This window comes from Shewanella sp. SNU WT4, from assembly GCF_006494715.1.
Classification (GTDB): domain Bacteria; phylum Pseudomonadota; class Gammaproteobacteria; order Enterobacterales; family Shewanellaceae; genus Shewanella.
The window spans coordinates 3601093-3616693 of the sequence record NZ_CP041151.1 but is presented as its reverse complement, the minus strand read 5'-3'; the positions used below and the strand labels follow the sequence as shown (position 1 = coordinate 3616693).

Annotated in this window: 15 protein-coding genes; 12 read left to right on the top strand and 3 right to left on the bottom strand. The window is 46.2% G+C overall.

The window, feature by feature from the left end; translation table 11 throughout:
* Positions 1–281 precede the first annotated feature (281 nt).
* On the top strand, positions 282–1679 hold the full coding sequence (nrfA, locus tag FJQ87_RS16430) for an ammonia-forming nitrite reductase cytochrome c552 subunit (protein WP_140933532.1): 1398 nt from the start codon (positions 282–284) through the stop codon (positions 1677–1679).
* 70 nt (positions 1680–1749) lie between these two features.
* Here the strand turns inward: nrfA and FJQ87_RS16425 are convergent, their stop codons facing one another.
* Complete coding sequence (locus tag FJQ87_RS16425) at positions 1750–2292, bottom strand: isochorismatase family protein (protein WP_140933531.1); 543 nt, start codon at positions 2290–2292, stop codon at positions 1750–1752.
* 208 nt (positions 2293–2500) lie between these two features.
* Between FJQ87_RS16425 and FJQ87_RS16420 the strand changes: the two genes are divergently transcribed.
* From FJQ87_RS16420 to aroG, 5 genes are all read left to right on the top strand, one after another.
* Positions 2501–2839 (top strand): P-II family nitrogen regulator, encoded by a 339-nt coding sequence (locus tag FJQ87_RS16420; protein WP_140933530.1) that lies wholly within the window; start codon positions 2501–2503, stop codon positions 2837–2839.
* An 11-nt stretch (positions 2840–2850) separates the two neighbouring features.
* Complete coding sequence (locus tag FJQ87_RS16415) at positions 2851–4101, top strand: ammonium transporter (protein WP_140933529.1); 1251 nt, start codon at positions 2851–2853, stop codon at positions 4099–4101.
* 106 nt (positions 4102–4207) lie between these two features.
* Entirely contained in the window at positions 4208–4675 is a 468-nt protein-coding gene (locus FJQ87_RS16410) for a hypothetical protein (RefSeq protein WP_240778754.1), read from the top strand.
* A gap of 46 nt (positions 4676–4721) precedes the next feature.
* On the top strand, positions 4722–5927 hold the full coding sequence (locus FJQ87_RS16405) for a tetratricopeptide repeat protein (RefSeq protein WP_140933528.1): 1206 nt from the start codon (positions 4722–4724) through the stop codon (positions 5925–5927).
* 197 nt (positions 5928–6124) lie between these two features.
* Complete coding sequence (gene aroG, locus FJQ87_RS16400) at positions 6125–7189, top strand: 3-deoxy-7-phosphoheptulonate synthase AroG (protein ID WP_140933527.1); 1065 nt, start codon at positions 6125–6127, stop codon at positions 7187–7189.
* A gap of 41 nt (positions 7190–7230) precedes the next feature.
* Here aroG and FJQ87_RS16395 read toward each other — a convergent pair whose 3' ends face one another.
* Positions 7231–7404: a hypothetical protein gene (locus FJQ87_RS16395; protein ID WP_140933526.1), complete on the bottom strand. Its 174-nt coding sequence runs from the start codon at positions 7402–7404 to the stop codon at positions 7231–7233.
* A gap of 180 nt (positions 7405–7584) precedes the next feature.
* On the opposite strand from FJQ87_RS16395, the gene FJQ87_RS16390 reads away from it, so the two are divergent.
* Positions 7585–9366: an ABC transporter ATP-binding protein/permease gene (locus FJQ87_RS16390; RefSeq protein WP_140933525.1), complete on the top strand. Its 1782-nt coding sequence runs from the start codon at positions 7585–7587 to the stop codon at positions 9364–9366.
* Positions 9367–9455: 89 nt separating this feature from the next.
* Here the strand turns inward: FJQ87_RS16390 and FJQ87_RS16385 are convergent, their stop codons facing one another.
* Positions 9456–9650, bottom strand: a complete 195-nt coding sequence (locus FJQ87_RS16385) for a hypothetical protein (protein WP_140933524.1) — start codon at positions 9648–9650, stop codon at positions 9456–9458.
* A gap of 423 nt (positions 9651–10073) precedes the next feature.
* Here FJQ87_RS16385 and FJQ87_RS16380 point away from each other — a divergent pair, with 423 nt between their 5' ends.
* From FJQ87_RS16380 to FJQ87_RS16360, 5 genes are all read left to right on the top strand, one after another.
* Complete coding sequence (locus FJQ87_RS16380; protein WP_140933523.1) at positions 10074–10814, top strand: ferredoxin--NADP reductase; 741 nt, start codon at positions 10074–10076, stop codon at positions 10812–10814.
* 7 nt (positions 10815–10821) lie between these two features.
* Entirely contained in the window at positions 10822–11418 is a 597-nt protein-coding gene (locus FJQ87_RS16375) for a glutathione S-transferase N-terminal domain-containing protein (protein WP_140934169.1), read from the top strand.
* A 321-nt stretch (positions 11419–11739) separates the two neighbouring features.
* A complete protein-coding gene (locus FJQ87_RS16370; RefSeq protein WP_240778937.1) occupies positions 11740–12717 on the top strand; it encodes a Fe(3+) ABC transporter substrate-binding protein in 978 nt (325 codons plus the stop codon).
* Positions 12718–12768: 51 nt separating this feature from the next.
* Positions 12769–14397 carry an iron ABC transporter permease gene (locus tag FJQ87_RS16365; RefSeq protein WP_140933521.1) on the top strand — a complete coding sequence of 543 codons (1629 nt, stop codon included), beginning with the start codon at positions 12769–12771 and terminating at the stop codon, positions 14395–14397.
* On the top strand, positions 14394–15476 hold the full coding sequence (locus FJQ87_RS16360) for an ABC transporter ATP-binding protein (protein WP_140933520.1): 1083 nt from the start codon (positions 14394–14396) through the stop codon (positions 15474–15476). Before FJQ87_RS16365 ends, FJQ87_RS16360 begins: the two co-directional genes overlap by 4 nt.
* The last annotated feature ends 125 nt before the right edge of the window (positions 15477–15601 follow it).

The window sequence follows — 15601 nt, the reverse complement described above, 5'->3', positions numbered from 1 at the left end:
CAGGGCTCTAGGATATGCATACTTTAGAGCTACATCAAGTTGAGTGACCACGAGTCTGGCGAAAATGAAAAGCGTACAAAAAATGCGTGTTTTAAATATTAGCAATCACTTAAGAAGTTAACTGTTTGTGAAAATTGTGATCGGCGACACATTGGCTTTTTGATCTAGCGCATACTTCTTTTAGTATACTCCCTTATGAGTATATTTTTAGTTTGGTTATTCATCTACTTTTGCCTTTAGAAGACACCTTTAAGGTGGAATACAATAAGATGGGAGAGAAGATGATGAGCAAAGGTAAATTATTTGCGTTAAGCGCTGTAGTTGCCGGCTGTTTCATGGCGGCAGGGGCCATGGCCAGCGATAAGACTGAACCGCGTAATGAAGTTTATAAAGACAAGTTCAAGAATCAATATGAAACTTGGCACCAGACCAGTGAAAGCGTTGAAATTGTCGATGCACTGGCGCAAGACCCTAATTTAGTGATCTTATGGGCAGGTTATGGTTTTGCCAAAGACTATAACAAGGCTCGTGGTCACGTCTATGCCATTACCGATGTTCGTAATTCTTTGCGTATCGGCGGACCTATGACAGATACCGATGGCCCTATGCCGATGGCTTGTTGGAGCTGTAAGAGTCCAGACGTGCCGCGCATGATTGAAGAGCAAGGTGAAGACGGTTATTTCAAAGGTAAATTAGGTAGTGGCGGCGCTGAAATCGCTAATACTATCGGTTGTAGCGATTGCCATGAAAAAGGCTCACCAAAATTACGTGTCGCTCGTCCATTTGCTGAGCGCGCCCTTGAAGCTCTAGATACCCCATTTGCAGAAGCCTCTCGTGCTGACAAGCAATCTATGGTGTGTGGTCAGTGTCACGTTGAATACTATTTCGAAGCGAAAGGCGATAACAAAGGCTTTGTTAAATTCCCATGGGATAAAGGCACAACCGTTGCTGACATGGAAGCTTATTACGATGCCATCGAATTTAGCGATTGGACTCACGCCTTATCTAAGGCGCCAATGTTAAAAGCGCAGCACCCAGAGTATGAAACTTGGAAAGCTGGTGTTCACGGTAAAAACAATGTCAGCTGTACTGCTTGTCATATGCCAAAAGTGACTGCTGAAAATGGCCGTAAGTTTACCGACCATAAAGTGGGTAACCCATTTGATCGCTTCGAGGAAACCTGTGGTACTTGTCATACTCAAGACAAGGCCTTCATGGAAAACCTGACTAAAGAGCGTCAAACCAAAGTGAAAGAGTTACAACTGAAAGCTGAGAAGCAATTAGTTCAAGCTCACTTTGAAGCGGCGGCGGCTTGGAAAGCGGGTGCGACTGATGCAGAAATGGCGCCAATCCTTAAAGATATCCGTCACGCTCAGTGGCGCTGGGATTATGCTATCGCCTCACACGGCGTTGCAGCGCACGCTCCTGAAGAAGCCTTAAGCGTATTAGGCTCAGCAGTAGATAAAGCGGCTGATGCTCGCGTTAAGTTAGCGCAACTGTTAGCGACTAAAGGCGTGAAGCAACCAGTAGCTATGCCAGACATCTCTACCAAAGCCAATGCACAAGCGGCTCTGGGGATGGATATGGAAGCGATGAAGGCAGAGAAAGAGCTGTTCAAGCAACAAATCCTGCCTAAGTGGGATGCTGAAGCCAAAGCGCGTGAAGCAACTTACAAATAATATTGACTAATAAAGTAAAACGCCCAGCTGTGCTGGGCGTTTTTTATGCCTGATGTAAAGCGTTTAGCCACTACTTAATGATTTTAAGTAGCTGCTTAAATCTCTCGCCTGTGGCTTCATGCTGCAACTCAAACACCATAGATTCAACCGTATGCAGCTTAGCGCCTAAGGCCTGCATCATTTGAATGCCGACCAGATAATCTTGTTTGTTACGCGATGACATGGCATCAACCAAAATAAACACTTCAAACCCCGCATGAATTAAATCGCGACACGTCTGATAGACGCAAATATGGGTTTCAATGCCAGCCAATACGACTTGCTTGCAAGCACTTGCCTGTAAGCGCTCAACAAATTCCGCATTGGCCATAGCGCTGAAATGCTGCTTGGCTATCACAGGCGCATAGTGGCTCAATAATGGCTGCAGCACCTCACTGGTATGGCCAAGCTTATCGGGTAGTTGTTCGACCCATAATAAGGGGCGGTCGAACACAGACCAAGCACTGATAGCCTGTTGTAATTTGTGATGCAACTCTTTGGAGTGCCGCACGCTTTGCGCCAATTTGCCTTGCACATCGATTAAGGCCAATACGCATTTATCTAACTGCAACATAGTGTTACTCCCACAATGAATTTACCTGAGTGTGCACCTTGCTCGAAATGGGTGCAAGTGTTTAATAAACGCACACATTTAGTGCGTAAGTTGGCATTATTTACCGACTAAAAACGACTAACTCATTATAAAACATGGCGTTGCATACTTGGCCTAAGGTTTGAAGTGCATAGTTATCAGCAATCAATCCATGATAGTGGAGATAACGATGAAGCTAGTTACTGCAATTATTAAACCTTTCAAATTAGATGATGTACGCGAAGCCATTGCTAGCCTTGGCATTGAAGGCATGACGGTCACTGAAGTTAAAGGATTTGGTCGGCAGAAAGGACATACTGAGCTTTATCGCGGCGCCGAATACCAAGTGGATTTTCTGCCTAAGGTGAAACTTGAAATAGCCACTCGCACTGAAAATGTTGATCATTTAATTGAGGCCATCATAGCGGCGGCGCACACCGGCAAGATTGGCGATGGCAAAATATTTGTCACCTCACTTGAGCAAGTGATCCGTATCCGCACCAGTGAAACCGACTGCGACGCTTTGTAAGGGGAATGATCATGGAACAATTAACCGAATTGGGCTTAAGCCTGACCCAAGTAAAATATGCGTTAGATACCTTTTACTTATTGATATCGGGCGCGTTAGTTATGTGGATGGCGGCCGGTTTTGCCATGCTCGAAGCAGGCTTAGTGCGCTCTAAAAACACCACTGAAATTTTAACTAAAAACCTGTGTTTATATTCAATTGCTTGTATCACCTTCTTGCTGGTGGGTTACAACATTATGTATGTCGATAACCAAGCGGGCGGTTGGTTACCGAGTTTTGGCAGCTTGATTGGTGAAGAGAGTGGTGAGCTTGGTCATGCGCTTGAATCGGATTTTTTCTTTCAAGTGGTGTTTGTGGCAACGGCGACCTCAATCGTGTCTGGCGCTGTGGCTGAGCGCATGAAGTTATGGGCCTTTTTAATCTTTTGCGTATTTATGACAGCAGTCATTTACCCGGTAGAAGGTTACTGGACTTGGGGTAAAGGCTTTGTGTCTGCCATGGGGTTTGTGGATTTTGCGGGCAGCGGCATAGTGCACATGGCTGGCGCATCAGCAGCCTTAGCTGGGGTGTTATTACTGGGCGCTCGTAAAGGTAAATACGGCGCCAATGGTCAAGTGAATCCTATTCCTGGTTCTAACTTGCCTTTAGCTACGTTAGGCACCTTTATTCTATGGATGGGCTGGTTTGGCTTTAATGGTGGCTCGCAGCTGGCAATCAGTGATGCCAGTAACGCCAGCGCTGTGGCTAAGATTTTTGTCAATACTAACTCAGCGGCAGCCTTTGGCTCGATTGCGGCCTTAATAGTGTGCAAGCTTATTTGGGGCAAAGCTGATCTCACCATGATTTTAAACGGCGCGTTAGCAGGATTAGTGGCGATTACAGCCGATCCTCTATCGCCTTCAGTATTATTGGCGGCATGTATCGGCATAGTCGCCGGCGGCGTAGTGGTATTCTCTATCGTGATGCTAGATAGATTTAAAATCGATGACCCTGTGGGCGCGATTTCAGTGCATGGAGTCGCAGGATTTTTAGGCTTAATGTTAGTGCCTTTATCTAATACTGATGCCACTGTGGTGAAGCAATTACTGGGCGCCTTAGTGATTTTTACTTGGGTGTTTTCAAGCTCATTATTGGTGTGGTGGCTGTTAAAGCAAACCATGGGCATTCGCGTGTCAGAAGAAGAGGAATACCATGGCATGGATGCCTCGGATTGCGGCGTAGATGCTTACCCTGAGTTCATTTCTATAAAAAATGGCCATTAAGCTAAACTGTTAATAGTAAGGCTTTTATCACTAAGGCAACCCTAATGGTTGCCTTGTTTTTGATTAGTCATAAGTGATTAGCCCATAAACAGTTAGGAGTTAACTTATGCCAAGGAAAGGTATGTTTAACCATACGCTTAAGTGTAAATTTAGTGCGCCCAAGCATAAGCCGTTAGTGGTTGGTGGTGCTGCATTTATGCGGCAAGCGGCTTTCATGGTATTAGCGGTTATTGTGTTAGTGGCCATGGCAGCGCTGGCAAGTAGCACTGCCTATGCAGGCAAAGTGGTAGTGCATGATGCGACTGAGCCTTTTGATGCCTTTGCCGTAAGAAATGCCCTGCGAGAAGAAAAGCAGTGGCAACAGACGCTTGCCTTTGAGCGGCAGTTAAAAATTTTGCAGGACTTACCTATCAATTGCGTGTTAGTCGCGCCGCGCCGACCTGAGCCAAGAGCCAGCAGCCACAATAGTGCCAACAGGGATTACCAATGCGGTCAGCAATTTTATCGCCCTTATCAATATCAAGGCAAAGAGCTTTATATCGGTATTCCAGCGCCTGAGGTTACCGCCCCTTAAGCGGGTTTTCTTCTATAGTCAAAAGAGGGCTATGGAGGAATGAGTCATGCAATACTTCTCGCGCTTATGGTTAATTCACTGGCTTATGGTTGGCGTTTTGGTGGGATGCGCGAGTGAGCCAATTGTGCCATCGTGGCGCACGTTACTGATTGATGATGCCTTAATTGTTGCGGCGCCAGATGCTTCTCATGCAAGTTCTGCGGCAACAGCGATTGAAACCCCAATACCAACTCCAGAACAAGTGTTTGCCTTAAGCGAGGCCGCGCAACAATCGTTACTTAAGGCCATGCGTCAGGCGCAGCTTAGCAAGGGCAGTCGTTTTCAAGCGCATCAATGGTTAGCCTCTGAGCTTGATACTAGCAAGGGGCGTTTTTCTTACGATGGCTATGTGACTCAAACCGCCGAGCAAACCTTTGCAAGTCGCCAAGGAAATTGTATGTCGCTGGTGGTTCTGGCATCGAGCATGGCAAAAGTGCTCGATATTCCGGTGACTTATCAAGTGGTGGAAGTCAGCCCCCATTGGGATAGACAAGGTCAATTTCATTTACTCAATGGCCATATCAATATTCGCCTTAGCGCGCCGCAAGACGTTAATCGGCTTAATTTTAGTGATGATATCCAGTTAGACTTTTTGCCTGAGGCCACAATGCGCCAATACCGGGATTATCAAGTGCAGGAAAATACGGTATTGGCCTTGTTTTATAATAATTTAGCCGCCGAAGCCTTAATTAATAATGATGCGCTTAAGGCTTACCGCTTAATTAAACTCAGTTTGACTCACGATCCATTGGCTATTGCTATCAATACCTTAGCGCTTATTTATCGCCACCAAGGGTTAGATAAAGAGGCGGAAACTGCCTATCACTATGGTCGCTTACTCGAACCCGATGATATGAGCTTGCTGCATAATCTGGCGATATTATTGTCATCTCAAGGCAGGCTCGATGAATGGGCGCAAATCCATCAAAAGATAGAGCTATCAAGAATTGCTAACCCTTTTTATTACTTTGATATGGCAGAGCAGGCCTATCGCGATGGCGACTACAATAGCGCGATAGACTGGTATCAAAGAGCGTTAGGCAAGGCAGATTATCGTCCTGAGTTTTATCATGGTCTTGCTAAAAGTTACTTTCGCCAAGGGCAAGTACAGCAAGCACAAAACTATCTTCAAAAGGCGTTGCAATTGAGCCTTAACGATAAAGAGCGGCAGCGCTATCGCGCTAAATTAGACTCGTTAACTCATGTTGATTGAGCACTAAATCAACTGACTTGTAGACCAATTCTGGTCATATGCAATCTAAGCATTAAGCCTAAGGGGTTTGAAAAAAACTATTGATGTCAGATATCTGGGTTGCAATGTTATTGTCTGCTGGTTAGATTGCTAGACTGGCGTGGTTATTTGCTGCGCGCCAATAGTTGTTTAGTCGCTGCACGTAACGGAGTTTTGCCATGCACTTTAAGAATGATGATGTACGCATCAATGAGGTTAAAGAGTTACTGCCACCGATTGCCGTGCTTGAGCGATTTCCTGCCACTGAAGCTGCATCTGCGTCTGTGTATTCCACGCGCCATGCCATTGCTGAAATTCTTAACGGTAATGATGACCGTCTGCTGGTGGTCATAGGCCCTTGTTCAATTCACGACCCCAAGGCTGCCCTAGAATATGGCCAAAAATTACTGGCATTAAGGCAGCGTTATCAAGATGATTTGAACATTGTGATGCGGGTATATTTTGAAAAACCGCGCACCACTGTGGGGTGGAAGGGGCTAATTAACGATCCTTATCTCGACAATAGTTTTCAGCTCAATGATGGCCTGCGCGCCGCGCGCCAATTACTAGCGCAATTAAATGACTGTGGCATGCCCACTGCGGGTGAGTATCTCGATATGATCACTCCGCAATATGTGGCTGATTTAATGTGTTGGGGCGCTATTGGCGCTCGCACCACTGAGTCGCAAGTTCACCGCGAATTAGCCTCGGGCTTGTCTTGTCCCGTGGGCTTTAAAAATGGCACAGATGGTACGATTAAGATTGCCATAGATGCCATTGGCGCCGCTGCTGCGCCCCATCACTTCTTGTCTGTGACTAAGTTTGGCCATTCCGCCATAGTCTCCACCAAGGGCAATCCTGATTGCCATATCATTTTGCGTGGTGGCCGTGAGCCAAATTACAGCCGCGCCGATGTTAGCCGCGTAAAAGCTGAACTCATTGACGCCGGATTAGCACCTAAGGTGATGATTGATTGCAGCCATGCTAATAGTCAAAAAGACTATAAGCGCCAATTAGTGGTGGTTGATGACATAGTGTCGCAGTTGGCAGCAGGTGAGGATGCCATCATAGGGGTAATGATTGAAAGCAATTTAGTCGCGGGTAATCAGCAGCTTAAATCGCCTGATCAATTAACCTATGGGCAGAGTATTACCGATGCTTGTATCGGCTGGCAGGAAACTGAACAAGTGATCAAATCTTTGGCTCATGGAATTCAATTTCGCCGAGTCGCAGGGCGGGGGTAATCAGCATACCCTCACTCCCTGAGGGTAAATGCTTGGGGAGTTTACTGCTGTTGCTCGCTTAAATAGCGGTTAGCTTCTGCGAGGCTGCCGAATGAAGCGATTAAATTGTTGCGTCCTTTATCTTCAATTTCAGGATTACCTGATTCTAGCATCATCCAAATCCACGTTTTAATCAGAGGTAGTGGTGGATACATAATTTTTGCTGTGTCTAACATAACTTTCCTTCACTCTATTTTGTTGTTTGTACTCACTAGCATTATTTTTGTATTAAATTGGTATACGCTAGGTAGGCAAATCGTATCAAATTAACTGTGATTGTGAAATCAAAAACGAGTTAATAACCTCTGTTGCTCCCTTGTTTGCGCGATTTTTAAACTTTTATGATAAGGATATTTATGCGCTCGGTGACTTCCACAGATCCGCGTCCAGATAAATTACATTGGTCAGTAATACGTTTGCTTTGGCCATATTTATTAGAGTTTAAAGGTCGGGTGTTATTGGCGTTGGCGTGCTTAGTGGTGGCGAAACTTGCCACCATAGCCATGCCCTTTGTGCTCAAAGACTTAGTGAATGCCTTAAGTCTCACTCCTGAACAAGGCCTATTACTGGTGCCGCTGGCCTTAGTGTTGAGTTATGGCGCGCTGCGGTTTATGTCAGTCATCATAGGTGAAATCCGTGACACCTTGTTTGGGCGAGTGACAGAGCGCGCTATTCGGCGCCTTGGCCGCAAAGTATTTGATCATTTGCATCAGCTGGATTTAAGTTTTCATCTCGATAGGCAAACCGGCGGTTTGTCACGCGATATTGAGCGGGGCACCAGCGGCGTCTCATTTTTACTGCGTTTTATGATTTTTAATATAGTGCCAACCTTGTTTGAAATTGTGGTGGTTATCGGTATTTTCTGGAGTAAATATGGCGTTGATTTCGCGCTGGTAATTCTCTTGGCTGTGGCAGGTTACGGGGTCTTTTCTGTGGTAGTGACAGAATGGCGCACGGATTATGTGCGCGACGCCGCGGTGGCTGATTCCAATACCAATACTCGCGCCATAGACAGCTTACTCAACTATGAAACGGTTAAGTATTTTAACAATGAGCACTATGAATCTAATCAATACGATAAATCCCTAGCTCAGTGGGAAATAGCTAAGAGAAATAACCGCTTGTCGCTGCTAGTGTTAAACGGTGGCCAGGCGCTGATCATTGCGGCGGCTATGACGATTATGATGTTTATGGCGGCCAAAGCCGTCACCCTTGGCAAGATGAACATTGGTGATTTTGTGCTAGTGAACGCCTTCATGTTGCAACTGTTTTTACCATTAAACTTTTTAGGCTTTGTGTATCGCGAAATTCGCGGCGCTTTAGCCAATATTGAGCGCATGTTTGGTTTATTAGCCTTAACGCCAAAAATTGTTGATAAAGAGAATGCTATTACCGCCACTTCTGGCGCGGCTCATCTCAAGTTTGACCGTGTAAGTTTTAGCTATGGTGATAAGCGCTTATTAGATGATGTCAGTTTTGAATTAGCGCTAGGCACTAAAGTCGCCGTGGTTGGCGATTCGGGCGCAGGCAAGTCAACCCTGATTAAACTCTTGTTTCGTTTTTATGATGTTTCTGCCGGCGCAATTTTACTCGGTGGTGTGGATATTCGGGAATTAAGTCAGCTCAGTTTAAGGCAGCAATTAGCGATAGTGCCGCAAGATACCGTGCTATTTAATGACACTATTTTAGAAAACATACGCTATGGCAGACCGGACGCAAGTGATGATGAGGTCAAAGATGCGGCCGATATGGCGTACTTGACTCACTTTATCAATAGTATTCCGCAAGGGATGGCGACTAAGGTCGGTGAGCGCGGCATGAAATTATCGGGCGGCGAGAAGCAGCGGGTTGCTATCGCGCGGGCGATTTTAAAGGGGGCGCCGATTTTAGTGTTTGATGAGGCAACATCGTCATTAGACAGTGGCGCTGAGCAAGCGATTTTGCAGGCAATTAATGCGGTGGCGCGTAAGCGTACATCCTTAGTGGTAGCGCATAGGTTATCGACCATAGTCGATGCTGATAGAATTTTAGTGATGCATGATGGGCGGATTGTAGAGCAAGGACATCATCAACAATTGTTAGCGCTTAAGGGGCATTACGCGCGGCTGTGGACGATTCAGCACCAGCATCAAGATTAATGGCTGCCTGTGGCGCTTATTTTTTATAGCGATGAATGCTAAAGACTGAAATTTAAGCGCTAAGGGTTAATTGCTAAGAGTGCTTACCGCTAAGAGTGCTTAATAGTGCCTTGTTGCCAACCATCACAGATAAGCGCATTGGCATTGGTTTTGACTGGGGTGAGATGAAAAATCTTCCCTTGTCTAAAACACAGCATTTGACCTTCAAGCTCAGTAAGGCGACTGCAATTTCTACAGCTTACGCTGGCGATTTTATTGACAGATATCATTGGTTCTATGTTCATGAGGCTCTGCGCTTATTAATGGTTTGCTAATCTAATCTTGCTCGCAAAAGTGCTTTTGGTTGTGATGAGGTGCACACTTTTTTGGGATGATATAAACATTTCCGTACAAATACAAATCAAAAACGTCTTAACGTGATAATTAATCCTGATTGTTTTGCTTATGTTTTTACTGTGTTGCAATTAGTGTTTGCTGTAGTTGCGATAGTTGATCGTCTTGGTTGGGTTCGTGTTTTTTGCGTGCGGCGGCAATGTATTTATTTATGGGTAGTTGGCGGCAGTTGCGAGCTAAGCCTGTGAGATGCGTTTATTAAAAAGCCGCTAGATAGCAAATGAGTAAGTTTTAGTCTTCTGCTTAAATTATGCGCTTGTTAGCTGAGTCATTCTTGCCTTATGCTGAATCATCATAGGCTTATAGGGGCTGATATGTGGGTCAAGGCGAAAGTGCTTGAACGGCGAGACTGGAATCGCCGGCTATTTTCTCTGAAATTAAGCGCAGGAGTAACGGATTTTATCGCTGGGCAATTTATTAAGCTCAGCATAATGCGAGATGATAAACGTATTGCTCGGGCTTATTCGCTGGTCAATCCGCCCGGGCGAGATTACTGTGAAATCCTCGCGGTTGCCGTTAATGGCGGCGAATTATCGACGCATCTGCAAGCATTAGTTGCGGGAGATGAGATAGAGATGACGGTCAGTGCCGCCGGCTTTATGACCTTAAACGAAGTGCCTAACGGCTTTAAGCATTTATGGTTAATTGCCACAGGTACTGCGGTCGGCCCTTTTATCTCTATGATGTTAACAGCTGAGCCTTGGCAGCGATTTGACAAGGTGGTGCTAGTTTATGGGGTGCGCCAAGTGGACGATCTCGCTTATTTAGCTGAGCTTAGGGCACTAGAGCAGGCGTATCCGCAGCAGTTTAGGTTAGTGATTAGCGTGACCCGTGAACCCTTTGTTGGCGGTCTATCTTGCCGTATTCCCCAAGGGTTAATCGCTGGCGAGATTGAAGCTCAAGCCGGGCTGACATTGAATGCTGCAGATTCACAAGTCATGTTATGCGGTAATCCCGAGATGGTAAAAGAGGCTGATATCTATTTGCAGTCTTTGGGGTTAACCAAAAATTTACGGCGTGCGCCAGGCAATATCACCTTAGAAAAATATTGGTAGGATCATGATTACTTTACTTTATTCTCAAGCATCACCCTACGCTCGCATGGTCAGAGTCATGGTCGAAGTCTTAGAGCTTACTGCTATCCAAACCGAGATGGTTAATCCGTTTGATAATAGCCAACGTTTATTAGAAGCCAATCCACTGGGTAAGATCCCGTGCTTACTATTAAGTGACGGCAGCTCGTTATTTGATAGCGAAGTGATTGCCAGATATTTAGATAGCCTTTCCCCGCACGCAAGTTTATTCCCTGAGCCGGGTCACGATTGGCAGCGTCAATGTCAGTTCTCGTTAGTGAAAGGATTACTTGATGCGGCGGTGGCGTTAAGGCAAGAGCAAATGCGCGCGGCTGAAGGCCTGTCGTCTGATTTCTGGCGTGGGCGCTATGAGCAAAGCTTATTGCGCGGCCTGCGGGAAATCGAAAGCTCAGGCATTATTGCTAGCAATTCCCTCAATGCGGAGCGGATTGCTTTGGTGTGTTTGCTTGATTATCTGGATTTTCGCCACAGTAACTTAGCTTGGTACAAGGTAGTGCCGGCGGTAGCTAAGTGGCACCAAGGGCTGATGGATTCTGCAGTATTTTTAAGCTCACGCCCAAGTTAACTGTGTAGCGAGCGCTAGTCTGCCCTTTAGCGCTCGCTGATATCACTCTGGTGTAAGCTAATATCTGCTCACACAAGGAATATCCCTATTTGGGTGGTTAGCTGTTATGCCTGATCACGACGATCTATAGGGTGGTAATCGAGTGATTAGTGGATGTTAAAAATCCCTTATTAATCCCCATGCTATGTGATTGCAACTTGTTATACTTTGGTTTAGTATTTGCGATATTGATAACCATTATCATTAGCGTGCGCATTAACACTTACCATCTTGCACAAGGAGTTGTACATAATGAGATTACTATCTGGACTCGTGTTGGCTATGGCGACTATCTCTGCGCCCCTGATGGCAGCACCTGATAGCGTGACAGTCTATTCCTATCGTCAGCCGTTTTTAATTGAACCTATTTTGAAAGACTTTACTGCTAAAACAGGGATTAAGGTTGATGTGGTATTTGCCAAAGATGGTATCGCAGAACGCATTAAGCGCGAAGGCCGATTATCTCCTGCCGATCTAGTGTTAACGGCTGATTTCTCACGTTTAATGGAATTGGTTGAATTAGATTTAGTGCAACCCGTCGCGAGTGATAGCCTGAGCGCTGCCATTCCTGAGCAATTTCGCTCTCGCGATGACTTATGGTTTTCCCTCACTAAGCGCGTACGCAACATTTATTCATCGAAAGAGCGCCTTGGCGCCATTGATGTTTCTTATGAAGACTTAGCCTCACCGCAATTTAAAGGCAAAATCTGTACCCGCAGTGGCAAGCACCCTTACAACATTGCCTTAGTTGCCTCTATGTTGTCCCATCATGGTGAGGCTGAAACTCGCGCATGGTTAGAAGGCTTTAAAGCGAACTTAGCGCAGCGCCCACAAGGTAACGATAGAGCGCAAGTAAAAGCGGTGAAAGAAGGTTTATGTGATATTGCCATAGGTAACAGTTACTACTTAGGCAGCATGATGATGGACCCTGAGCAGCAAGCTTGGGCTGAATCTGTGGTGATTAACTTCCCTAACCAATCTTCTCGCGGCGCTCATATTAATGTCTCTGGCATGGCCATGACTAAGCATGCGCCTCATCAAGCATCGACTCTTAAATTGATGGAATATTTAGCCTCTAATGAAGCTCAAACTAAATATGCCGAGGTCAATTTCGAGTACCCAGTCAATCCACAAGTACCAGCATCAGCTATGGTCGCCTCGTGGGGTAAATTCAAAGAAGATCATTTACCTATTCAAGCGCTGGCCGATAACCATAGCGCCGCGGTTAAGCTGCTTGATGAAGTGAAGTTTGATTTGTAAATTGCTGAAAATGCTTAATCGTCTGATTTTGCAGTTGTATTCGGAAGATTCATGATCCTTACCTTGTCACGGCGCTGGTCATTCAGCGCCTTATTGATAGTTGTTATTATTGCATCGCCCTTGGCAGCTTTGGTGTTCCAAGCCTTACTGCCAAGCGCTGATGTGTTTACTCATTTGCGCGATACCGTCTTATCTCAATACATAGTTAATACCTTACTCTTAGTCGGCCTAGTGGCGGTTGGCGCCTTGCTATTGGCTTTGCCGGCTGCCTTTTGGGTTGCTCGCTGTGATTTCCCTGGGCGTTCATGGTTGCAGTGGGCGTTATTGCTGCCTTTATCTATGCCCGCCTACATAGTGGCTTATGTTTACACTGACTTGCTGGATTACGCAGGCCCAGTGCAGCGCACTTTACGATCCGTATTTGGTTGGCAAACCAGTCATGATTATTCCTTTTGGCAAGTGCGCTCGTTAAGCGGCGCCGCGGTTATGCTGGCATTGGTGTTATTCCCGTATATTTACTTGCTCGGGCGCGCGGCCTTTATGGAGCAATCGGTGCATTTGCCGCAGGCGGCCAAAGTGATGGGCGCGAGTTCATGGCAAGTGTTTTGGCGAATCTCCTTGCCGCTTGCTCGCCCCGCTTTAGCGGTCGGCGTGGCATTGGTTGCCATGGAAACCGCGGCTGACTTTGCCACTGTGAGCTACTTTGCCGTCCCGACCTTAACCACAGGTGTGTATGATGCTTGGCTTGGCTATGGCAGCATGACAACCGCGGCGCGTTTGTCCTTGATGATCCTCATGTTAGTGCTGCTGTTAGTAGGCAGTGAGCGCTTTGCTCGGCGAAAACAGCAGTTATTTCAAAAATCAGGGCAGGTTGCTGCCATTGAATTGTTGCCCTTAGCACGCTGGCAAGCTTGGCTAGTTACAGCTTACTGCTTGCTATTATTGCTGCTGGCATTTGCTATCCCCATGGCGGTACTCATTTCCTACAGCATTCACTATTTCGCTGTTAGTTGGCATAGCAATTTTTGGCAATACAGCTTAAACAGCTTAGGGTTAGCGGCTGTGGTGAGTGTGTTGTGTTTGTTGTTCGCCTTGTGCTTACAGTTTGTCTCACGGGTAAGCCCGCGTAAGCTTGATGCTATGCCAGCGCGTTTATGCACACTGGGTTACGCCTTACCTGGCACTGTGCTGGCCATTGCTGTGTTAATCCCGTTGACTTGGCTTGATTTTGCTATCAACGATGGTATGCATTTTTTGGGGTTGCCTGAACCTGGTTTACTGTTAACTGGCTCGTTAGTCGCCTTAGTACTGGCGTTTTGCATTCGTTTTGCGGCCATCGCCATTGGGAGTATAGAGGGCAGTTATAAGCGCATTAGTCCAAGCTTGGATATGGCGGCGTTAACTATGGGTAGCCAACCTTGGCGCTTATTTGCCCAAGTACACTTGCCTTTGCTGAAAAAAGGCGCTGTGGTGGCTATGTTATTAGTCTTTATTGAAAGCATGAAAGAGTTGCCTGCCGCCTTATTGCTGCGACCCATAGGTTATGAGAATTTAGCCACGTATGTGTTTCAATATGTCTCTGATGAACAGTTAGAGCATGCAGCCTTAGGGGCCGTCGTGATTGTGTTAGTAGGTTTATTGCCGTTATTTTTATTGAATCGTTCCATGGAGCAACAATGACCAGCTTGCCGCCGCCACTGCATTTTCCTCTTAAAGAAGAGTTAGCGCTGACAGTCAGTGACTTAAGCTGCGCATATCAAGACCATAAGGTATTAAATCAATTAGGGCTCAGCTTAGAACGTGGGCAAATCCTCGCGTTATTGGGCCCAAGTGGCTGCGGTAAAACCACCTTGCTGCGCGCCATTGCCGGACTGCAACCGATAAGCGCTGGCACTTTAGTGTTAGCGGGCAAAACCTTGTGTAGTAGCGATGTCTTTGTGCCCGCTGAAAAACGCGGCATGGGCATGATATTTCAAGATTATGCCTTATTCCCGCACTTAACTGTGGCGCAAAATATAGTCTTTGGGCTAAAGGGCAAATCCGCTCACGAGCAAAGGCAAGTGACTGAAGAGATGCTTGCTTTAGTCAGGCTTGACGGTTTAGGCCATAGATTTCCGCATCAATTATCGGGCGGGCAGCAGCAAAGAGTCGCCATTGCTCGCGCCTTAGCGTATGAGCCAAGCTTGTTATTACTTGATGAGCCGTTTTCGAATATTGATGCGCAGGTGCGCCACTCACTGATGATGGAAATGCGCGATATTTTAAAAGCGCGGCAAGTCAGTGCCATTTTCGTGACCCACAGTAAAGAAGAAGCCTTTGTTTTTGCTGACCAATTAGCGATTTTAACCTCAGGTAAAATTTTGCAGCAAGGCAAAGCTGAGACCCTGTATGCGCGGCCTGCTAGTCAATACGTGGCGGATTATTTGGGCGCGGCCAATTATCTCGATGCTAAGGTCATATCGACTCATGAGGTGATGACAGCCTTAGGTAAGGTTTCAAGCCCAGAAGCCTTAACTCAGGCTATTGGGTTTGAGGGGCGTTTATTATTGCGCCCTGAATATATAGGTTTGCAGCCCAACCCCAATGGCGCCGCGCACATAGTATCGCGCCAGTTTTTAGGCTATGGCTGTGAATACCGTTTGCACTGGAATAGCGAGTTACTGATTGCGCGCAGTCAGCAAGAATTTCAATGTGGAGAGCAGGTCGATATCAGCGTATTAGTTCATCCATTAGTGATTTTTGAAAGTGCGCTAGTGTAAAACAGATCAACTTGTCATTTTTTAGGCACTTGCAGTTATTGCATCGCAGATGTTAGTTTGAACTGATAGGCAGCGCTGAGTCGGAAAGGGTCAGGCTCATCTCAGTGTGAACGCCTAAAGGATGA